This is a genomic window from Dorea sp. MB18-49, assembly GCF_023669465.1.
Classification (GTDB): domain Bacteria; phylum Bacillota; class Clostridia; order Lachnospirales; family Lachnospiraceae; genus Dorea_A; species Dorea_A longicatena.
Genome location: NZ_JAMOYX010000004.1, coordinates 40,761 through 62,620, shown reverse-complemented (window position 1 = coordinate 62,620; position 21,860 = coordinate 40,761). Strand labels below are relative to the sequence as shown.

Below are 21,860 nucleotides of genomic sequence, written 5' to 3'. Positions count from 1 at the left end.
GAAAATAAGAAAAATGGAGGAAAATAAAATGGCAAAGTTAACAACAGAAGAATTTATTGAAGCTATCAAAGAGTTATCTGTATTAGAGTTAAATGATCTTGTAAAAGCTTGTGAAGAAGAATTTGGTGTATCCGCAGCAGCAGGTGTTGTAGTTGCAGCAGCAGCTGAAGGTGGAGCAGCAGCAGAAGAGAAAGATGAGTTCGACGTAGAATTAGTTTCTGCAGGAGCAGCTAAGGTTAAAGTTATCAAAGTTGTTCGTGAAGTAACAGGACTTGGACTGAAAGAAGCTAAAGCATTAGTTGACGAAGCTCCAAAGGTAATCAAAGAAGGCGCTTCTAAAGCTGAGGCTGAGGAAATCAAGACTAAACTTGAAGCAGAAGGTGCTGAAGTTAACCTTAAATAATTCGAGTTTGATTGAATTATCAGGGCATTCCGGTGACGGGATGCCCTTTCGTATTATAGGGATGCTGAATATAAGAAAGAGCCTGCAAAGCGGATTTTTTCTTATGTTCAGCAGTACCGGCAAAGTCTTGAAAAAAACTGGAAAAAATAACATAGATTTGCTTGACATACTTGACAAGCTTATGCTATAGTAAAAAATACGCTATTGTGGATAGTTATGCCATGACTGCGTATGAAAAACAGCAAAAAATACGTTGTTTTTGAGACTCTGCAAGTTATATGGGCGGTAAAAAGCCCAGCCAGAAAAATAAATGAGGAGTGAAACGTCAATATGGAGAAAAACAGAATTCGTCCTATTAAAAGCGGAAAAAGTTCACGAATGAGTTATGCCCGACAGAAAGAAGTCGTTCAGATGCCTAACTTGATCGAAGTTCAGACAGATTCTTACAAGTGGTTTCTGGAAGAAGGGTTAAATGAAGTGTTCGATGACATTTCCCCAATCACAGACTACAGTGGAAAATTAAGCCTGGATTTCGTAGATTTTACTTTGTGTGAAGATGAAGTAAAATATACGATTGATGAGTGTAAAGAACGTGATGCAACATATGCAGCACCTCTGAAAGTCAAAGTAAGACTTCACAATAAAGAGACAGATGAAATCAATGAGCATGAGATCTTCATGGGAGATCTGCCGCTGATGACAAGAACAGGTACCTTTGTAATCAATGGTGCAGAGCGTGTTATCGTCAGCCAGTTAGTACGTTCTCCTGGTATCTATTATGCCATTGCACATGATAAATTAGGTAAAAAACTGTATTCAGCTACCGTAATCCCGAACCGTGGTGCGTGGCTGGAGTATGAGACGGATTCCAATGACGTTTTCTATGTACGTGTAGATAGAACAAGAAAGGTACCGATCACTGTGTTGATTCGTGCATTAGGAATCGGTACAAACCCAGAGATCATCGAACTCTTCGGAGAAGAGCCTAAGATCCTGGCAAGTTTTGAAAAGGATGCTGCAACAAACTATCAGGAAGGACTTCTGGAATTATATAAGAAGATCCGTCCGGGTGAGCCTTTGGCAGTAGACAGTGCTGAAAGTCTGATCACAAGTATGTTCTTTGACCCAAGACGTTATGATCTTGCAAAAGTAGGACGTTACAAGTTCAATAAGAAGCTTGCGTTAAAGAACCGTATCAGCGGTCATGTCCTGGCAGAAGATGTTGCAAGTCCGATGACAGGCGAAGTACTGGCAGAAGCCGGAACAAAGATCACAAGAGAACTGGCTTCTACAATTCAGAATAATGCAGTTCCATATGTATGGATCAGCGTAGAAGAAACAGAAAGACCGATCAAGGTCCTTTCTAATATGATGGTTGACCTTGACGCAGTTGTTGATGTTGATCCGGAAGAAGTAGGAGTTACCGAGCAGGTATACTATCCTGTACTTGCAGGAATCCTGGAGGAGACAGCAGGAGACATCGATGAGTTAAAAGATGCGATCAAGAGAGATATCCACGATCTGATTCCAAAGCATATCACAAAAGAAGATATCTTAGCTTCTATTAACTACAATATGCATCTGGAATATGGCATCGGAACTGATGATGATATTGACCACCTGGGTAACAGACGTATCCGTTCTGTAGGTGAGCTGCTTCAGAATCAGTACAGAATCGGCCTTTCACGTCTGGAAAGAGTGGTTCGTGAAAGAATGACAACACAGGATATGGAGGGAATCTCTCCACAGTCCCTGATCAATATCAAGCCTGTAACTGCAGCAGTGAAGGAGTTCTTCGGATCTTCCCAGCTGTCACAGTTCATGGATCAGAACAACCCGCTTGGTGAGCTGACTCATAAGAGACGTCTTTCAGCGTTAGGACCTGGTGGTCTGTCAAGAGACCGTGCCGGATTCGAGGTTCGAGACGTACACTACTCTCACTATGGAAGAATGTGTCCAGTAGAGACACCTGAAGGACCTAACATCGGTCTGATCAACTCCCTTGCAAGTTATGCAAGAATCAATGAATATGGATTTATCGAGGCTCCGTATCGTAAGATCAACCACGATGATCCGACAAACCCGGTAGTTACAGATGAAGTTGTATACATGACAGCGGATGAAGAAGATAACTACCATGTAGCACAAGCGAACGAACAGTTAGATAAAGAAGGACACTTCGTACGTAAGAATGTATCTGGTCGTTACCGTGAAGAGACACAGGAATATGAAAGAGGAATGTTCGATTACATGGACGTATCTCCTAAGATGGTATTCTCTGTTGCTACAGCCTTAATCCCATTCCTTCAGAATGACGATGCGAACCGTGCCCTGATGGGATCCAACATGCAGCGTCAGGCAGTACCGCTTCTGTTCACAGAGGCTCCTGTAGTAGGAACTGGTATGGAAGAAAAAGCAGCCGTTGACTCTGGTGTATGTGTAGTTGCTGAAGAAGGCGGAACAGTTGAACGTTCTACTTCTACAGAGATCACAGTTCGTCAGGACGACGGAAAACTGAAGAAATATAAATTAACAAAATTCCAGAGAAGTAACCAGAGCAACTGCTATAACCAGAGACCGATTGTCTTTAAGGGCAACAGAGTAGAAAAGGGTGAGGTTATTGCAGACGGACCATCTACATCAAATGGTGAACTTGGCCTTGGTAAGAACCCACTGATCGGATTCATGACATGGGAAGGTTACAACTACGAGGATGCCGTTCTGTTAAGTGAAAGACTGGTACAGGATGATGTATATACATCTATTCATATTGAAGAATATGAAGCAGAAGCACGTGATACAAAGCTTGGACCAGAAGAGATCACACGTGACATCCCAGGTGTCGGCGATGACGCACTGAAAAATCTGGATGAAAGAGGTATCATTCGTGTCGGAGCTGAAGTCCGTGCCGGAGATATCCTGGTAGGTAAGGTTACTCCTAAGGGAGAGACAGAACTTACAGCCGAAGAAAGACTGCTTCGTGCGATCTTTGGTGAGAAAGCCCGTGAAGTAAGAGATACTTCCCTGAAAGTACCTCACGGAGAATACGGTATTGTAGTAGATGCCAAGGTATTTACAAGAGAAGGCGGAGACGAGATGTCACCGGGAGTAAACCAGTCAGTTCGTATCTACATCGCTCAGAAGAGAAAGATCTCTGTCGGTGATAAGATGGCCGGACGTCATGGTAACAAGGGTGTCGTTTCCCGTGTACTTCCAGTAGAAGATATGCCGTTCCTTCCGAACGGACGTCCTCTGGACATCGTGCTGAACCCACTGGGTGTGCCTTCACGTATGAATATCGGTCAGGTCCTGGAGATTCACCTGTCCCTGGCTGCAAAGGCACTTGGATTCAATATCGCAACTCCTGTATTCGACGGAGCAAACGAGATTGATATTATGGATACTCTTGATCTGGCTAATGACTATGTCAACTTAAGCTGGGAAGAGTTTGAAGCAAAACATAAAGAAGAACTTCTTCCGGAAGTACTGCAGTATCTGTCAGACAACAGAGAACACAGAAAACTCTGGAAAGGTGTTCCAATTTCAAGAGATGGTAAGGTCCGCCTGCGTGACGGACGTACGGGTGAGTACTTCGACAGCCCTGTAACCATCGGACACATGCATTATCTGAAACTGCACCACCTGGTAGACGACAAGATCCATGCACGTTCTACAGGTCCTTACTCACTGGTTACACAGCAGCCATTAGGAGGAAAAGCTCAGTTCGGTGGACAGCGTTTCGGAGAGATGGAGGTATGGGCACTGGAAGCTTATGGTGCATCATACACACTGCAGGAAATCCTGACTGTGAAGTCAGATGATGTCATCGGACGTGTGAAGACATACGAAGCAATCATCAAGGGTGAAAATATTCCTGAACCGGGAATTCCGGAATCCTTCAAGGTATTGCTCAAAGAGTTACAGTCACTCGGACTGGACGTACGTGTCTTACGTGATGACAATACAGAAGTGGAGATCATGGAAACTTCCGATATGGGAGAGACAGATTTCCGTTCTCTGATCGAGGGAGACAGAAGATATCGTAATGATGATGACGAAGACTTTGGTAAACACGGATACAGCAAACAGGAATTCCAGGGTGAAGAACTGGTTGATGTAGAAGAAGAACCAGAATCAGACGATGATTTCGATATGAACTTTGAAGAAAATGATGACTATGATTTCGGCGATTCATCTGACGATGAATAGGAAGGGGTCCAAAGTATGCCAGAAAATAATAAGGAACAAACTTATCAGCCAATGACTTTTGATGCGATCAAGATCGGTTTGGCATCACCTGAAAAGATTCTGGAATGGTCAAAAGGAGAAGTTACCAAACCAGAGACCATCAACTATAGAACTTTAAAACCAGAAAAAGACGGACTGTTCTGCGAAAAGATCTTCGGACCAAGCAAGGACTGGGAATGCCACTGTGGAAAGTATAAAAAGATCCGCTATAAAGGTGTGGTCTGCGACCGTTGTGGTGTTGAAGTAACAAAAGCAAGTGTACGTCGTGAGCGCATGGGCCATATCGCCCTTGCCGCTCCGGTATCACACATCTGGTACTTCAAGGGAATTCCAAGCCGTATGGGACTGATCTTGGATCTGTCCCCAAGAACTCTGGAAAAAGTACTGTACTTCGCTTCTTATATTGTACTGGATAAGGGCGAGTCAGACCTGATGTACAAACAGGTATTATCAGAGGCTGAATATCAGGAAGCAAGAGAAAAATGGGGAAGCGCATTCCGTGTAGGAATGGGTGCAGAATCCATCAAAGAGCTTCTTGAGAACATTGATCTTGAGAAAGAATATACAGAACTGACAGAAGGCCTGAAGGGTGCAACCGGACAGAAACGTGCAAGAATCGTAAAACGTCTGGAAGTAGTAGAAGCTTTCCGTGAGTCTGGTAACAAACCAGAATGGATGATCATGACAAATATCCCGGTTATCCCGCCGGATCTTCGTCCAATGGTACAGCTGGATGGTGGACGTTTTGCAACATCTGACCTGAATGATCTGTACAGAAGAATCATCAACAGAAATAACCGTCTGAGACGTCTTCTTGAATTAGGCGCTCCGGACATTATCGTTAGAAACGAAAAGAGAATGCTTCAGGAAGCTGTAGATGCCCTGATCGACAATGGCCGCCGTGGCCGTCCGGTAACAGGACCTGGTAACAGAGCACTGAAATCTCTTTCTGACATGCTGAAAGGTAAGTCCGGACGTTTCCGTCAGAACCTGCTTGGTAAGCGTGTTGACTACTCTGGACGTTCCGTTATCGTCGTAGGACCGGAACTTAAGATCTACCAGTGTGGTCTGCCAAAAGAAATGGCAATCGAGCTGTTCAAACCATTCGTTATGAAAGAACTGGTTCAGAACGGAACAGCACACAATATCAAAAATGCTAAGAAGATGGTAGAAAGACTTCAGCCAGAAGTATGGGACGTTCTGGAAGAAGTAATCAAAGAGCATCCGGTTATGTTGAACCGTGCTCCTACACTGCACAGACTTGGTATCCAGGCATTCGAGCCAATCCTTGTAGAGGGTAAGGCTATCAAGCTTCATCCACTGGTTTGTACAGCGTTCAACGCCGACTTCGACGGAGACCAGATGGCTGTCCATCTGCCACTGTCAGTAGAAGCCCAGGCAGAGTGCCGTTTCTTACTTCTGTCACCAAACAACTTACTGAAACCGTCTGATGGTGGTCCGGTAGCCGTTCCTTCACAGGATATGGTACTTGGTATCTACTATCTGACTCAGGAGCGTCCTGGTGCCAAGGGAGAGGGCATGATCTTCAAGAGCTTCAACGAGGCACTGCTTGCTTATGAGAACGCAGCAGTTACACTCCATTCACGTGTAAAAGTACGTGTATCTAAGAAGATGCCGGACGGAACCGTGAAGACAGGAACTGTAGAATCTACAGTCGGACGTTTCATGTTTAATGAAATCATCCCACAGGATCTTGGATTTGTAGACCGTGAAGTAGAAGGAAATGAACTCCTTCTGGAAGTTGATTTCCACGTAGGAAAGAAACAGCTGAAACAGATCCTTGAGAAAGTTATCAATACACATGGTGCTACTGCAACAGCAGAAGTACTTGACCATGTAAAGGCTATGGGTTACAAGCTTTCAACAAGAGCTGCCATGACTGTATCTATTTCTGACATGACGGTACCTCCGCAGAAACCGGAGATGATCAAGAATGCTCAGGATACTGTAGATAAGATCACAAAGAACTTCAAGCGTGGTCTCATCACAGAAGAAGAAAGATATAAAGAAGTCGTAGAGACATGGAAAGCAACTGACGATGCCCTTACAAAGGCACTGCTTGACGGTCTTGATAAATATAACAACATCTTCATGATGGCCGATTCCGGAGCCCGTGGATCTGACAAACAGATCAAACAGCTTGCTGGTATGCGTGGTCTGATGGCCGATACAACAGGTCATACGATCGAGCTGCCAATCAAGTCTAACTTCCGTGAAGGTCTGGACGTATTGGAGTACTTCATGTCTGCACATGGAGCTCGAAAAGGTATGTCAGATACTGCTCTTCGTACAGCCGATTCCGGATACCTGACAAGACGTCTGGTAGACGTATCGCAGGAGCTGATCATCCACGAAGTAGACTGTGCAAAACCTGGAATGCCGATTCCGGGAATGTATGTAAAAGCATTCATGGATGGAAACGAGGTCATCGAAAGCTTACAGGAACGTATCACAGGACGTTACATCTGTGAGAACATTGTAGACAAAGATGGAAATATCCTTGTAAAAGCAAACCATATGGTAACACCTAAGCGTGCAGAACTGATCTGCAAGAAGGGTGTTGACGAGAAGGGTGAACCGCTGACACAGATTAAGATCCGTACAATCCTTACATGCCGTTCACACAGCGGTGTATGTGCAAAATGTTACGGAGCCAACATGGCAACTGGTGAGCCGGTACAGGTTGGTGAAGCTGTCGGAATCATCGCCGCACAGTCAATCGGAGAACCTGGTACACAGCTGACTATGAGAACATTCCATAGTGGTGGTGTAGCCGGTGGAGATATCACACAGGGTCTTCCTCGTGTCGAGGAGCTTTTCGAGGCAAGAAAGCCTAAGGGACTTGCAATCATCACAGAGATCGCAGGAACTGCTAACTTAAATGACACTAAGAAGAAACGTGAGATCATCGTTACAAATAGAGAAACAGGCGAATCCAAAGCATATCTGATCCCTTATGGATCACGTATTAAAGTAGCTGACGGAGCTGAGCTTGAAGCCGGTGACGAACTGACAGAAGGTAGTGTAAACCCACACGATATCCTGAGAATCAAGGGACTTCGTGCCGTACAGGATTACATGATCCAGGAAGTTCAGAGAGTTTACCGTCTGCAGGGTGTAGAAATCAACGATAAGCATATCGAGGTTATCGTTCGTCAGATGCTGAAGAAGATCCGTATCGAAGAGTCCGGAGACACAGAATTCCTTCCGGGAACAAATGTTGACAGACTTGAGTTTGAGGATGTAAATGAAGCTCTGGAAGCAGAAGGTAAAGAACCTGCAACAGGTGAGCAGATCATCATGGGTATTACAAAAGCTTCCCTTGCTACAAATTCATTCCTGTCAGCCGCTTCATTCCAGGAGACAACAAAAGTCCTGACAGAAGCTGCTATCAAAGGTAAAGTCGATCCGCTGGTAGGTCTGAAAGAGAACGTTATCATCGGTAAACATATCCCAGCCGGAACAGGTATGAGAAAATACCGTGACATCAAGCTGAATACAGAGATGGAAATGGAAGACGAACTGGACTTTGAAGATGATTTTGATTTTGAATTCGGAGATGCAGAAGATGTGAAGCAGGAAGGTGCTTCTGATGAGGAAGCAGTAACTGCAACATCTGAAGACGAAGAATAAAATAGAACAGTTTATAAAGAGAAATCATTCACATGCGAAAGTGTGAATGATTTCTTTTTTATTGCCATGCGTTCGTAAGGAGCTGCCGGTGGCAGGTCCTGTAGATAACATCTATTAATCTTCTGACTTTTTAAAAAAAAGAAGTTTATGGATATTTATCAAAGAACAATAGAATAAATTGACTTTTATATTCAGAAAGTCTATAATAATTGTCAGTGAGAATCGGCGAAAAAAAGCAACAGATTCTGTCAACATTTAAGAAAGGTTGGGTTTCTATTATGGATCAAGGTAAACTTACAAGAGTATTAAAATCAATGGAGGAGCATGAGATTCCACAGATGATCATTTCTGATCCTGTTGCGATTTTCTATCTGACAGGAAAATGGATCTTTCCAGGAGAAAGACTTCTGGCATTGTATCTGAATGTGAACGGAAATCATAAGATGATGATCAACAAATTATTCCCACAGGAGTCAGATCTCGGAGTAGATATTATTTACTATGATGATATCGAAGACGGAGTAGAGATCTTAAGCAAATATGTGGAAAAAGATAAGACTATGGGAATCGACAAGACATGGCCTTCTAAATTCCTTATTCGTCTGCAGGAACTGGGCGGAGGAAGCAAATTCGTGAACGGATCTCCGATCATCGATTACATCCGTATGGTAAAAGATGAGAAAGAACAGGATCTCATGAGAAAGTCTTCTAAGATAAATGATATTGCTATGGACAAGATCATTCCATGGGTAGCAAAAGGATTAACAGAGAAAGAATTAAATGCAAAGATGCGTGAGATCTACAAAGAACTCGGATGCGAAGACGTATCATTCGATCCAATTACAGCATATGGACACGGTGCTGCAGATCCACATCATGTAACAGATGATTCAAAAGGAAAACGCGGAGACTGTGTAATCCTTGACATCGGTGGATTCAAAGACAATTATGCATCAGATATGACAAGAACTGTATTCATTGGGGAAGTATCTGACCGTGCAAGAGAAGTATACAATGTAGTATTAGAGGCTAACTTACGTGGTATTGCAGCTGCAAAACCAGGTAACAGAATGTGCGATGTTGACCTTGCAGCAAGAAACTACATCGAAGAAAAAGGATTCGGAGAATACTTCACACACAGAACAGGACATTCTATCGGACTGGAAGATCACGAGTTCGGTGATGTATCATCTGTTAACACAGATATCATCAAAGTTGGACAGTGCTTCTCAGTAGAGCCGGGAATCTACCTTCCAGATGAGAACATCGGTGTTCGTATCGAAGACCTTGTACTTATTACAGAAGATGGATGCGAAGTCCTGAATGACTATACAAAAGAACTGATTGTTGTACCAGAAGAGTAGAAGAACAGTATTGTATGCCTTCGGGGACAATTGCAGATAAGTCAGTAACAGCGTAATGCAAGAGCAGAGGAACAAAAAATGTTTCACTGCTCTTTTTCTCTGTATGTATTATCGGCAGATTTTACACTTGTTTACATTACTCTGTTAGTGTGTTAAAATGGCGGTAAACAATATTATCGAGAAAATATTACAGGAGGGAACAAAGATGACAAGAGATCAGGCGTATGAAATCTTAACCAAATATATGAAAGGAGAACATTATATCACACATTCTCTGGCTGTGGAGGCAATTATGAGGGGACTTGCCAAACGTCTTGCACCGGATGATGTAGAATATTGGGGAATTGCAGGACTTTTGCATGATCTTGATGAGGAGCAGTGTGACTGGCAGCATGATCTTAGCGTACATGGACCGACATCTGTAGAAATCCTAAAGAAAGAAGGAATTGATGATCCGATCCTTTTCGGAGCCATTTGTGCACATAATCCAAAAAGCGGTGTAAAAGCTAGAACTAAGATTCAGTATGCACTTCTTGCAGCAGATCCGATGAGTGGATTTTTAAAAGCGGTTGCACAGATTTATCCGGATAAAAAGATCGCAAGTGTAAAAAGAAAATCCGTATTAAAGCGTTTTAACGAAGCAAGATTCGCAAAAGGAGCCAACAGAGATTACATGGAAAGTATTGAGTTTACAGGTTTGATGCTGGAAGATCTGATTGATATAGGTCTGGAAGAAATGTGCGCTATATCCGATGAACTTGGTTTATAAACGAAAACAATATAATATAAAAAGAAATACATCATTTCGCAGGTTACTTCAAAAAACGAAGAATCAGCTTCAATGATGTATTTCTTTTTATATTATATTATTATTCGTAACGTTCGTCGATGACACGTTTGGTCTTTTTCTCGCTTCGAGGCAACAAGCCGATCTCTACTACTTTTACAAGCGGTGTAAATCCAATACGGCTTTTAACTTTAGAAGCAATACGTTTTGCGAGATCCAGGAAGTCTACGGTTCCGTTTGTCTCAACATAGATACGCATGGTATCTTTTCCTTCCAGATGAGAGATACGGATTTGGTATTCACTGGATACCTCAGGAAATTCTTTCAGGATTTCCTCAATCTGTGCAGGGAATACGTTGACACCTTTAATCTTCATCATATCGTCTGTACGTCCCATGATGGTATCAAGACGAGGGAATTTGCTTCCACAAGGGCAGTCTCCAGGAATGATACGGGAAAGGTCGTGGGTACGGTAACGGATAAGAGGAGCCCCCTCTTTTACTAATGTAGTAATGACAATCTCTCCAAGTTCACCGTCAGGTAATACTTCGCCTGTAACAGGATCAATAATTTCGATGTAAATATAATCATCCCAGTAGTGCATACCACAGTCATGGGAACAACTGATTCCAATTCCTGGTCCGTAGATCTCGGTCAGGCCATAGATATCATAGATTTCTATACCAAGTTCCTCTGTGATACGTTTCCGCATCTTTTCACCCCAGCGTTCGGAACCAATGATACCTTTTTTAAGATGAATCTTGTCTTTAATCCCTCGTTTTTGGATTTCTTCTGCAAGAAGAAGGGCATAAGATGAGGTAGAACCAAGAACGGTTGTTTTCATATCCATCATCATCTGTAACTGTTTGTCCGTGTTACCAGGTCCCATTGGAATAACCATGCTGCCTAATCTTTCTGCTCCTGCCTGGAAACCGATTCCGGCGGTCCAGAGACCATATCCCGGTGTAATCTGGATGCGGTCCATATTTGTCATACCGGCCATTTCATAACAACGTTTGAACATGACAGCCCAGTCATCAACATCTTTCTGGGTATATGGGATGATGACAGGCAGTCCTGTTGTACCGGAAGATGAATGAATGCGGACAATTTTTTCTTCCGGGGCAGTCATAAGTCCAAGAGGATAAGCATTTCTCAGATCATTTTTTTCGGAAAACGGAAGCTTCTGAAAATCTTCAGCAGACTGGATGCTGTTAACGCCGGCTTCTTCTAATTTCTTTCCATAGAAACTTTCTGCGGAAAGAAGTGCCTTGATCTGTTTGTTGACTTGTGCGATTTGTGTTTCAGTAATTTGCATATGTATGCCCTCGCCTTTCTTTTGGTGTGCTCCTATATATCAATAATGCAGGAGCGGTTGGTTAATGATAGATCTGATTGTTATATATTGTAATTCAGTGCCCGGAGATTCATCTCGTGGAACTTCTCCGGAAGTGTCTGCTTCATAATGCTTTCGATTTCAGAGATGGTAAAATCCAATACTCCGGTACGGATGGCGGCTCCTAAAAGTACCATATTCAGTACCTTGGAGGAACCAATATCGCTGCATGCCTGATCAGCATTTACAAAGGTGAGATTCGGAACATTTGCTTTCAGGTAATCGAGCATCTGGGGGGCATCGTAGTCAAAACCACTTAGAGTAGCAGTAACAGGTTTAACTGCACGGGTGCTTACAACAACGTGTCCACCGGTTTTCAGGTAAGGAAGCATCCGGACCGTTTCACCAGGTTCAAATCCTATAATAAGATCAGCAGTTCCTGTTTCGATCATAGGAGAATACAGATCATTTCCCATACGAAGATGACTGAATACACTTCCGCCTCGTTGTGCCATACCGATCGTTTCGGCACTCATGACCGGAATATCTTTACTCATGGCTGCTGCTGCGAGCAGCTTGGAAGCGAGGACAGTTCCCTGACCACCAACTCCACAGAGGACAATATTTTTCTGATTATTCATGATCTTCACCTCCTGTAATAGCAGTTACCGGGCAGACCTGACTGCAAAGGCCGCATCCTGTACACATTGAACTGTCAATACAGACATTGCCGTTATTAAGAACGATAGCCGGGCATCCCAGTTCTTTTATACATTTTTTACAGCCGATACATTTGTCAGAGGAAACATGAAGAGGTGCGGCCGGTTTTGTGACTGCAATGCAAGGTGATTTGAAAATGATTGCCTTCACACCGGAACGCTCTGCCATCTTCTGTACGCATTCTACAGATGTATGCAGGTCTAATGGATTAACAGTTTCAACGTCTGTTACACCGATTCCGTGAAGTACCTGTTCGATATTGATTTTTTGGACAATCTCTCCCATAACAGTGTGTCCGGTTCCGGGATGAGGCTGATGACCGGTCATGGCAGTTGTGGAGTTATCCAGTACAATGAGTACCATATTGGCCTGATTATAAACGGCATTAACAACACCTGTGATTGCAGATGCAAAAAAGGTAGAGTCGCCGACGAATGCGAAACAAGTTGTATCGGGTTCAACTTTTTCTACCCCTTGTGCAATATTCAGTCCGGCACCCATACACAGACAGGTGTCAACCATGTCGAGCGGCATGGCATTTCCAAGTGTGTAACAGCCAATATCCCCACAGAAAATAGTTTTCTTTCCCTTCATAGCTTTTTTGACCGCGTAGAAAGAAGCACGGTGCGGACATCCGGCACAGAGTACCGGCGGACGGACCGGAAGTTCCGGCGCTACAGGAAGTCCGGCGTCTTTCCGGTCGGAAAGGCCGAGAAAAGTATTAATATAGGAAGTTACGCTGTCTCTGGTATTTTCTCCGGCACAGGCAGTGTCTCCGCTTAGTTTTCCACGTATTTTTACCGGAAGGTGGTATTTCCCACAGATGTAGGTAAGTTCCCGCTCGATGACCGGATCTAATTCCTCCAGACAAAGAACTTCATCCAGACCAGTCAGAAATTCAACGGCCAGTTTTTCCGGAAATGGATGAGGAGTTGCAACTTTTAAGTTTTTTACCATACCAGTGTTCTTTAATGTTTCCATTGCATAGGTATAACTGATTCCTCCGGTTGCAATCCCTTTCTTTGAATCTTTAAATGTTTCGCAGGACGGATGAATCTTATTCTTGTCATAAGAAGAAAAGACATCTGATAATTCTCTGTTTCGCGCTTCGATCTTCTGGTGATTCATGAAAGATAATCTTGGGAAGATGACCCAGCGTTTGGAATCTTTGATGAATCCTTCGGGTTTATGCTGCGTAAATTCTTTCTCGTCCTTTACTGTGACGGAGGCATAGCCATGACAGACTCTTGTGGTTGGTCGTAAGAACACAGGAGTACCATATTCTTCAGAATACTCGAAAGCTTCCTGGATCATCTCATACGCTTCCTGAGCGGATGATGGATCAAAGCAAGGGAGTTTGGAAAATCTGGAAAAATGCCTGGTATCCTGCTCGGTCTGAGAAGAGATCGGGCCAGGATCATCTGCGACAAGAATGACCATTCCTCCTTTGATTCCAACATATTCCAGGCTCATCAAAGGATCAGATGCCACATTTAGTCCGACCTGTTTCATAGTTACCATTGACCGGGCTCCGGCATAAGCTGCTCCGGCAGCCAGTTCCATTGCGGCTTTTTCATTCACGGACCATTCTACGTAGACATCGTCCGGCCGGTTTTTGGCAACTGTTTCGAGCACTTCGGTAGATGGTGTTCCGGGATAGCCTGCCACAACATTGACGCCGGCGGCAACAGCACCGAGGGCAATGGCAGCATTTCCCATTAAAAATTCTTTATGCATAATTTCACCTCAAATTGAATTATTTCATTTTTAAATAGTATAATATGTTCGGTAAAGAAATGCAATCGTTTGGTAACGTGATAAAGTGAAAGAGCGAAATGATACAAAAAATAAGACAGCATCTTTCAGTTAACCAAGATATATGATAGAATAATCCTATTACCTGAAAGAATATAAATAAAGAAGAGGAAGAACTGAACATGAAAAAATATGACTATTTGGTAGTTGGTTCCGGATTATACGGAGCAGTGTTTGCACATGAGGCCAGGAAAACGGGAAAATCCGTTCTGGTGATCGATAAACGCCCGAATATTGCCGGAAATGTATATACGGAAGAGATAGAAAAAATCCATGTACATAAATATGGTGCACATATATTCCATACAAATAACAAAAAAGTATGGAATTATATTACACAGTTCGCAGAGTTTAACCGTTTTACGAATTCGCCGGTGGCTAATTATAAGGGTGAATTGTATTCACTTCCTTTTAATATGTATACATTTAATAAGATGTGGGGAGTAGTTACTCCGGAGGAAGCAAAAGCGAAGATTGAAGAGCAGAGAAAAGAGATAACAAAAGAGCCGGAGAATCTGGAAGAACAGGCAATTTCCCTGGTTGGAAGAGACATTTACGAAAAGCTGATCAAGGGATATACGGAGAAGCAGTGGGGACGTGACTGCAGGGAACTTCCGGCGTTTATTATCAAAAGACTTCCTGTGCGTCTGACATTTGATAATAATTATTTTAATGCGTTATATCAGGGAATTCCTGTCGGAGGATATACAAAGATGGTTGAAAATCTTCTGGATGGAATCGAAGTCCGTCTGAATACAGAGTATCTGGAGAATAAAGAGGCGTTAGATGCGCTGGCCGAGAAAGTTATTTATACCGGACCGATCGATGCATATTTCGGATATGAACTTGGAACACTGGAATACAGATCAGTAAGATTTGAGACAGAACTTCTGGATCAGGAAAATTATCAGGGGAATGCCGCAGTCAATTATACAGACCGTCAGACACCATGGACTCGTATTATTGAGCATAAATGGTTTGAGTTTGGAAAAGATTCAGAAGGAAATGACATTCCAAAGACTGTAATCAGCCGGGAATACAGTTCGGAGTGGAAACTGGGGGATGAACCATATTATCCGGTTAATGATGAAAAGAATGGTGCCCTTTATGCCAGATATAAAAAAATGGCAGAAAAAGAAGAAAAGGTGATCTTTGGAGGACGCCTTGGAGAATACAAATATTATGACATGGATGCAGTGATTGCATCATCACTGGAACTGTGTGAAAAAGAACTTGGAATGAAAGCAGAATAGTGATTGTTGAGTAAAAAGTATGCATATGTACGAAAGATGTCTTTGCACATATGCGTACTTTTTTGCCACTTTTGCTTGAACTTAATCTTGATACCAACTATAATGGTGGCAGTTACTTGATAACGGAATGACTAAAAATTTTTATTTTAGGAGAATACATATGGGAAGATATTTCGGAACAGATGGCTTCCGTGGAGAAGCCAATAATAATTTAACAGCAGATCATGCATATAAGATCGGAAGATTTCTTGGATGGTATTACGGAGAAGTAAAGCGTCGTAACGGTGATGATACACCAGCTCGTATTGTGATCGGAAAAGATACAAGACGTTCAAGCTATATGTTTGAATATACACTGGTTGGCGGTCTGGTAGCTTCGGGAGCGGATGCTTACCTGCTTCATGTTACGACGACACCGTCTGTAGCTTATGTGGCAAGAACCGATGGGTTTGACTGTGGTATTATGATCTCGGCAAGCCATAATCCGTATTATGATAACGGAATCAAGCTGATCAACGGTAATGGAGAGAAGATGGATGAAGGAACGATTGCACTGGTAGAAGACTATCTGGATGGCAAGCTGGAAGTATTTGGGGAAAATTATGAAGAGATTCCGTTTGCACATACATCTAAGATCGGACGTACGGTAGACTATGTATCAGGAAGAAATCGTTATATCGGTTATCTGATCTCACTGGGACTTTATTCTTTCAAGGGAGTGAAAGTCGGACTTGACTGTGCGAACGGAAGTTCATGGAACCTCGCAAAATCCGTATTTGATGCTCTGGGAGCAAAGACTTATGTTATCAATGCAGAACCTGATGGAACCAATATTAATAATAATGCAGGATCTACACATATTGGCGGCCTGCAGAAATTCGTGGTTGAGAATGGTCTGGATGTCGGATTCGCTTATGACGGAGATGCAGACAGATGTCTTTGCGTTGATGAAAAAGGAAATCTGGTAGATGGAGATGCGATCCTTTACATTTATGGAAAATATATGAAAGAGCGAGGCAAACTGGAGAATAATACAGTTGTTACAACGGTTATGTCTAATTTTGGATTATACAAAGCATTTGATGAGGCTGGAATCGGTTATGCGAAGACTGCAGTCGGAGACAAATATGTATACGAATATATGACAAAGAATGGCTGTATCCTTGGTGGAGAACAGTCAGGTCATATTATTTTTTCAAAATACGCTTCTACAGGAGACGGTATCCTTACAAGTCTTAAGATGATGGAAGTTATGATGGCAAGAAAGAAGAAGATGAGCGAACTGCTGGATGGACTTACCATTTATCCACAGGTTCTTGAAAATGTACGTGTGACAGATAAAAAGGCTGCTCAGGATGACGCAGATGTGCAGGCAGCAGTAAAAGCTGTTACAGAAGCACTTGGAGATACCGGTCGTATTCTTGTGCGTGAATCAGGAACAGAGCCGCTTCTTCGTGTAATGGTTGAAGCCGAGACAGAGGAAGTCTGTAGAAAATATGTAGACCAGGTTGTGGATGTTGTAAAGGCTAAAGGACATATTGCAAGTTAGAAAGATACATGAATGACACTGGAAGAATAGACTATATTAAGAATTTTTACAGGGAGAAAAGATAATATGTGTGGAATTGTAGGATTTACAGGTGAACATCAGGCAGCACCCATCTTGTTAGATGGCCTGGCAAAACTGGAATATCGTGGATATGACTCTGCAGGAATCGCTGTACGTGACGGTGATGCAGATGTAGAAGTTATTAAGGCAAAAGGAAGACTGAAAGTTTTAGCAGAGAAGACCAATGATGGAGAAACTGTAAAAGGAACTTGTGGTATCGGACATACCAGATGGGCAACTCATGGAGAACCGTCTGAGAACAATGCACATCCGCATAAAAGTGATGACGGAAATGTAGTAGCTGTTCATAATGGTATCATCGAAAATTATCAGGAATTAAAAGATAAACTTGTACGAAAAGGATATACATTTTACTCAGAGACAGATACAGAAGTAGCAGTAAAACTGGTAGATTACTATTATAAAAAATATGAAGGAACACCGGTAGATGCAATTAATCATGCACTTGTGCGTATCCGTGGATCATATGCACTTGCAATGATGTTCAAAGATTATCCGGAAGAAATCTATGTAGCAAGAAAAGACAGCCCGATGATCTTAGGAGTTGCAAACGGAGAATCTTATATCGGTTCAGATGTTCCTGCGATCCTGAAATATACAAGAGATGTATATTATATTGGAAACCAGGAGATGGCACGTGTCCGCAAAGGAGAGATTACATTCTATAATCTGGATGGCGATGAGATCGAAAAAGAATTAAAAACAGTTGAATGGGATGCAGAGGCAGCAGAAAAAGCTGGATATGAGCATTTTATGATCAAAGAGATCCATGAACAGCCGAAGGCTGTTTCAGATACTCTGAATTCTGTTGTAAAAGACGGTGCGATCGATCTTTCAGAAGTCGGACTTTCAGAAGAAGAGATTAAAGAGATCAGCCAGATCTATATTGTAGCGTGTGGATCTGCATATCATGTCGGAGTGGCAGCACAGTATGTTATGGAAGACCTGGCAAGAATCCCGGTACGTGTAGAACTTGCATCAGAGTTCAGATATCGTAATCCGATCCTCGATCCTAAGGGACTGGTTATTATCATCAGTCAGTCAGGAGAGACTGCCGACAGTCTTGCAGCCCTCAGAGAATCTAAGAAACAGGGTGTAAAGACACTTGGAATTGTGAACGTGATCGGCTCATCTATTGCGAGAGAAGCAGATAATGTATTCTATACACTTGCAGGACCGGAGATTGCGGTTGCAACAACAAAAGCGTACAGTACACAGCTGATCGCAACTTACACACTGGCAATTCAGTTTGCTAAGATCAGAGGTCAGATTACAGAGGAACAGTATACTGGATATATCGAAGAACTGAAGGCGATTCCGGATAAGATCAGCAGAATCATTGAAGACAAAGAAAGACTTCAGTGGTTTGCATCCAAACAGGTGAATGCAAAAGACATTTTCTTTATCGGACGTGGAATTGATTATGCAATTTCATTAGAGGGAAGTCTTAAGATGAAAGAAATCAGTTATATTCATTCTGAAGCATATGCAGCAGGAGAATTAAAACATGGAACGATTTCTCTGATTGAAGACGGTACACTCGTTATCGGAGTACTGACTCAGCCGGCATTATATGAAAAGACACTGAGTAACATGGTAGAGTGTAAGAGCCGTGGCGCATATCTGATGGGTCTTACGACATTTGGACACTATAATATTGAAGAAAATGCAGATTTCTCTGTATATATTCCAAAGACAGATCCACACTTTGCAACATCACTTGCAGTGATTCCGCTCCAGTTACTTGGATATTATGTATCTGTGGCAAAAGGGCTTGATGTAGATAAGCCGAGAAACCTTGCGAAGAGTGTAACAGTAGAATAGGTCCCGAAATTGTGCTATACTAATCCTAACCGTGAAAAAGACAAATGAATAAAGGAGAAAGAAGATTATGAAAACAGCATTAGTCATCATGGCTGCGGGAATGGGGTCTCGTTTCGGTGGTGGAATCAAGCAGTTAGAACCGGTTGGCCCGAATGGAGAGATTATTATGGATTATTCTATCCATGATGCAATTGAAGCCGGATTTAATAAAGTTGTATTTATCATCCGTAAGGATATTAAGGAAGCATTTCATGACGCGATCGGAAAGCGTATCGAAGGGATCTGTAATAGGTTGAACGTAGAATTCGCTTACGCTTATCAGGAATTAGATGATCTTCCGGAAGAAATCAAAAAACCTGTGGATAGAAGTAAACCATGGGGAACGGGACAGGCAGTTCTGGTGTGTAAAGACATCATCAAAGAACCGTTTGTTGTTATTAATGCAGATGATTATTATGGAAAAGAAGCATTTGTAAAGATCCATGAATTTCTGATTAATAATTATACTCCGGAAAGATCGAAAGAACTCTGCATGGCAGGTTTTATTCTTGGTAATACTTTAAGTGATAATGGAACTGTTACAAGAGGAATCTGTGCAGTGGATGAGAATGATTATCTGACGGATGTTATGGAAACCTATGAAATCAAAAAAACAGAGGATGGAGCAGAATCACAGGGAAATAAAATAAATGTGAATTCGCATGTATCTATGAATATGTGGGGATTGACACCGGAATTTGTGGGACTTTTGGAAGAAGGCTTTGTAGAATTCTTTGAAAATATCAAGGGAGACGAAGCAAAAGAACTGAAAGGAGAATACCTGCTTCCAATCTATATTGACGAGCTTTTGAAAAAAGGAAAAGTAAGTGTCAAACTTCTGGAGACACAGGATAAATGGTTTGGTGTTACTTATAAAGAAGATAAACCTGTTGTAGTAGAGTCATTTGCAAAATTGATCGCAGATGGCGTATATCGAAAAGATCTGTTCTCAGATCTGCAGGCATAAAATCCGGAGTCAGATATCCGAGACATAGTAAAGAATCAAAAAGACAGGAAAAAATATGACAGAAAACAGGATGAAGAGAAAAAAGACAGGAATAATCTGGCTGATCTTTACGATCATCTGGATGTCAGTGATTTTTTCTTTTTCGGCTAAAAAAGCGGTAGAATCGGAGGGAATGAGCCATTCGGTAGGAAAAGAGATCGGGAGGCTGATAGTCCCGCAATTTACATCCTGGTCAGAAGAACGGCAGGAGCAGTTTGCGAAAATGATTGATTTCCCGGTACGCAAATGTGCGCATGCAACAGAGTACGCGGTCCTTGGTGTGCTGATACTGAGGACGGCGTATTCTTTTTCGGAAGACAGCGGGAAACGGTCCATGCTGATCTGCTGGTGTGCAGGTACAGCATATGCGGCAAGTGACGAATTACATCAGTTGTTTGTGCCGGGCAGGAGCTGTCAGTTCAGAGATGTATGCATCGATAGTGCCGGTGTATTGGCGGGAGTATTAGTATTTAGCTTGATAAAGCATGAAATCGTAAAATATAAGGAAAAGAAAAAATCTTGTAAAAACTAAGAAAAAAGTGGCAGAAAACGTGAAAAAATCAAGGAAAATCCCTTGACAAGTATCATGATTCGTAATAAACTAAACAAGCGTGCATAGGAACGTTTTGTTTTGATGTACGACTATTCACAAGATGAATAAGCAACTTATTATAATCGTAGGAGGTGAAAGAAATGCCAACATTTAACCAGTTAGTAAAAAAAGGACGTCAGACATCTGTAAAGAAGTCTACAGCACCGGCACTTCAGAAAGGATACAACTCTTTAAAGAAGAGAAGCACTGATACTTCTGCTCCACAGAAGAGAGGTGTTTGTACAGCTGTTAAGACTGCTACACCTAAGAAACCTAACTCAGCTCTTAGAAAGATCGCCAGAGTACGTCTGTCTAACGGAATCGAAGTAACAAGCTACATCCCAGGAGAAGGACACAACCTTCAGGAGCATAGCGTTGTTTTGATCCGTGGAGGAAGAGTAAAAGACCTTCCAGGTACAAGATACCATATCGTAAGAGGAACACTTGATACAGCAGGTGTTGCTAAGAGAAGACAGGCTCGTTCTAAATACGGCGCTAAGAGACCAAAAGATAAGAAATAAATCTGTTGCGTAAAGCGTAGATAAGATTTCGAACCAATTAAAAATGTAATCACAAACAGAACTATGATTATGTAAGTTGCAAGGTATATATATTGTATGCCCTATGCACTACACAGTATCATTAGAAAGACACATGTGAGTACCGATGAATTAAATTAAGATGTTTAAGGAGGGAAGGACCGTGCCACGTAAAGGACATACTCAGAAAAGAGACGTATTAGCGGATCCAGTATACAACAATAAAGTGGTAACCAAGCTTGTCAACAACATTATGCTTGATGGTAAGAAGGGTGTTGCACAGAAGATCGTATACGGAGCGTTTGAAAGAGTTGAAGCAAAAGCCGAAAAGCCAGCTATCGAAGTATTTGAAGAGGCTATGAATAACATCATGCCAGTACTTGAGGTAAAGGCTAGACGTATCGGAGGAGCTAACTACCAGGTACCAATCGAGGTTAGACCTGAAAGAAGACAGACTCTTGCACTTCGTTGGCTGACAGTATACTCTCGTGCTAGAGGAGAGAAGACAATGGAAGAAAGACTGGCTAACGAAATCCTGGATGCAGCAAATAACACAGGCGCATCTGTAAAGAAGAAAGAAGACATGCACAAGATGGCAGAAGCAAACAAAGCATTTGCTCATTATCGTTTCTAATTATAGGAGGAAAAAA

Annotated in this window: 15 protein-coding genes; 12 read left to right on the top strand and 3 right to left on the bottom strand. The window is 42.3% G+C overall.

From position 1 onward, the window contains the following. Positions 1-28 precede the first annotated feature (28 nt). From rplL to NCY30_RS02965, 5 genes are all read left to right on the top strand, one after another. Complete coding sequence (rplL, locus tag NCY30_RS02985) at positions 29-403, top strand: 50S ribosomal protein L7/L12 (protein ID WP_022415697.1); 375 nt, start codon at positions 29-31, stop codon at positions 401-403. A gap of 330 nt (positions 404-733) precedes the next feature. Beyond that, positions 734-4,612, top strand: coding sequence for a DNA-directed RNA polymerase subunit beta (gene rpoB / locus NCY30_RS02980; protein WP_055214566.1), 3,879 nt, complete (start codon positions 734-736; stop codon positions 4,610-4,612). 15 nt (positions 4,613-4,627) lie between these two features. Then, positions 4,628-8,305: a DNA-directed RNA polymerase subunit beta' gene (rpoC, locus tag NCY30_RS02975; RefSeq protein ID WP_006428133.1), complete on the top strand. Its 3,678-nt coding sequence runs from the start codon at positions 4,628-4,630 to the stop codon at positions 8,303-8,305. A 278-nt stretch (positions 8,306-8,583) separates the two neighbouring features. Continuing rightward, entirely contained in the window at positions 8,584-9,669 is a 1,086-nt protein-coding gene (locus NCY30_RS02970) for a M24 family metallopeptidase (RefSeq protein ID WP_006428134.1), read from the top strand. A 205-nt stretch (positions 9,670-9,874) separates the two neighbouring features. Continuing rightward, positions 9,875-10,438 (top strand): HD domain-containing protein, encoded by a 564-nt coding sequence (locus NCY30_RS02965; protein ID WP_022415694.1) that lies wholly within the window; start codon positions 9,875-9,877, stop codon positions 10,436-10,438. Between the two features lie 100 nt (positions 10,439-10,538). On the opposite strand, the gene NCY30_RS02960 is transcribed toward NCY30_RS02965, so the two are convergent. From NCY30_RS02960 to iorA, 3 genes are all read right to left on the bottom strand, one after another. Then, positions 10,539-11,774: a phenylacetate--CoA ligase family protein gene (locus NCY30_RS02960; RefSeq protein WP_022415693.1), complete on the bottom strand. Its 1,236-nt coding sequence runs from the start codon at positions 11,772-11,774 to the stop codon at positions 10,539-10,541. 80 nt (positions 11,775-11,854) lie between these two features. Beyond that, positions 11,855-12,433, bottom strand: a complete 579-nt coding sequence (locus NCY30_RS02955; RefSeq protein WP_006428137.1) for an indolepyruvate oxidoreductase subunit beta — start codon at positions 12,431-12,433, stop codon at positions 11,855-11,857. After that, a complete protein-coding gene (gene iorA / locus NCY30_RS02950) occupies positions 12,426-14,249 on the bottom strand; it encodes an indolepyruvate ferredoxin oxidoreductase subunit alpha (protein ID WP_022415692.1) in 1,824 nt (607 codons plus the stop codon). The genes NCY30_RS02955 and iorA overlap by 8 nt, the downstream gene beginning before the upstream one ends. A gap of 200 nt (positions 14,250-14,449) precedes the next feature. Between iorA and glf the strand changes: the two genes are divergently transcribed. From glf to rpsG, 7 genes are all read left to right on the top strand, one after another. Beyond that, positions 14,450-15,580, top strand: a complete 1,131-nt coding sequence (gene glf / locus NCY30_RS02945; RefSeq protein WP_022415691.1) for a UDP-galactopyranose mutase — start codon at positions 14,450-14,452, stop codon at positions 15,578-15,580. Between the two features lie 160 nt (positions 15,581-15,740). After that, complete coding sequence (gene glmM / locus NCY30_RS02940; protein WP_022415690.1) at positions 15,741-17,129, top strand: phosphoglucosamine mutase; 1,389 nt, start codon at positions 15,741-15,743, stop codon at positions 17,127-17,129. 66 nt (positions 17,130-17,195) lie between these two features. After that, positions 17,196-19,034 (top strand): glutamine--fructose-6-phosphate transaminase (isomerizing), encoded by a 1,839-nt coding sequence (gene glmS, locus NCY30_RS02935; protein WP_022415689.1) that lies wholly within the window; start codon positions 17,196-17,198, stop codon positions 19,032-19,034. 67 nt (positions 19,035-19,101) lie between these two features. Continuing rightward, positions 19,102-20,040, top strand: a complete 939-nt coding sequence (locus NCY30_RS02930) for a nucleotidyltransferase family protein (protein ID WP_006428142.1) — start codon at positions 19,102-19,104, stop codon at positions 20,038-20,040. A 55-nt stretch (positions 20,041-20,095) separates the two neighbouring features. Continuing rightward, the gene (locus tag NCY30_RS02925; protein WP_055303832.1) at positions 20,096-20,611 is read left to right on the top strand and encodes a VanZ family protein; all 516 of its coding nucleotides are present in this window, start codon (positions 20,096-20,098) and stop codon (positions 20,609-20,611) included. Positions 20,612-20,772: 161 nt separating this feature from the next. Beyond that, on the top strand, positions 20,773-21,192 hold the full coding sequence (rpsL, locus tag NCY30_RS02920) for a 30S ribosomal protein S12 (RefSeq protein ID WP_006428144.1): 420 nt from the start codon (positions 20,773-20,775) through the stop codon (positions 21,190-21,192). A 181-nt stretch (positions 21,193-21,373) separates the two neighbouring features. Next, positions 21,374-21,844, top strand: a complete 471-nt coding sequence (gene rpsG, locus NCY30_RS02915; protein ID WP_022415687.1) for a 30S ribosomal protein S7 — start codon at positions 21,374-21,376, stop codon at positions 21,842-21,844. The last annotated feature ends 16 nt before the right edge of the window (positions 21,845-21,860 follow it).

Coding starts and splice junctions, on each gene's coding strand:
- NCY30_RS02925 (WP_055303832.1), top strand. CDS start 20,096: ATGACAGAAAACAGGATGAAGAGAAAAAAGACAGGAATAATCTGGCTG.
- NCY30_RS02970 (WP_006428134.1), top strand. CDS start 8,584: ATGGATCAAGGTAAACTTACAAGAGTATTAAAATCAATGGAGGAGCAT.
- NCY30_RS02960 (WP_022415693.1), bottom strand. CDS start 11,774: ATGCAAATTACTGAAACACAAATCGCACAAGTCAACAAACAGATCAAG.
- glmM (WP_022415690.1), top strand. CDS start 15,741: ATGGGAAGATATTTCGGAACAGATGGCTTCCGTGGAGAAGCCAATAAT.
- glf (WP_022415691.1), top strand. CDS start 14,450: ATGAAAAAATATGACTATTTGGTAGTTGGTTCCGGATTATACGGAGCA.
- rpoC (WP_006428133.1), top strand. CDS start 4,628: ATGCCAGAAAATAATAAGGAACAAACTTATCAGCCAATGACTTTTGAT.
- NCY30_RS02955 (WP_006428137.1), bottom strand. CDS start 12,433: ATGAATAATCAGAAAAATATTGTCCTCTGTGGAGTTGGTGGTCAGGGA.
- NCY30_RS02965 (WP_022415694.1), top strand. CDS start 9,875: ATGACAAGAGATCAGGCGTATGAAATCTTAACCAAATATATGAAAGGA.
- glmS (WP_022415689.1), top strand. CDS start 17,196: ATGTGTGGAATTGTAGGATTTACAGGTGAACATCAGGCAGCACCCATC.
- rpsL (WP_006428144.1), top strand. CDS start 20,773: ATGCCAACATTTAACCAGTTAGTAAAAAAAGGACGTCAGACATCTGTA.
- iorA (WP_022415692.1), bottom strand. CDS start 14,249: ATGCATAAAGAATTTTTAATGGGAAATGCTGCCATTGCCCTCGGTGCT.
- rpoB (WP_055214566.1), top strand. CDS start 734: ATGGAGAAAAACAGAATTCGTCCTATTAAAAGCGGAAAAAGTTCACGA.
- rplL (WP_022415697.1), top strand. CDS start 29: ATGGCAAAGTTAACAACAGAAGAATTTATTGAAGCTATCAAAGAGTTA.
- NCY30_RS02930 (WP_006428142.1), top strand. CDS start 19,102: ATGAAAACAGCATTAGTCATCATGGCTGCGGGAATGGGGTCTCGTTTC.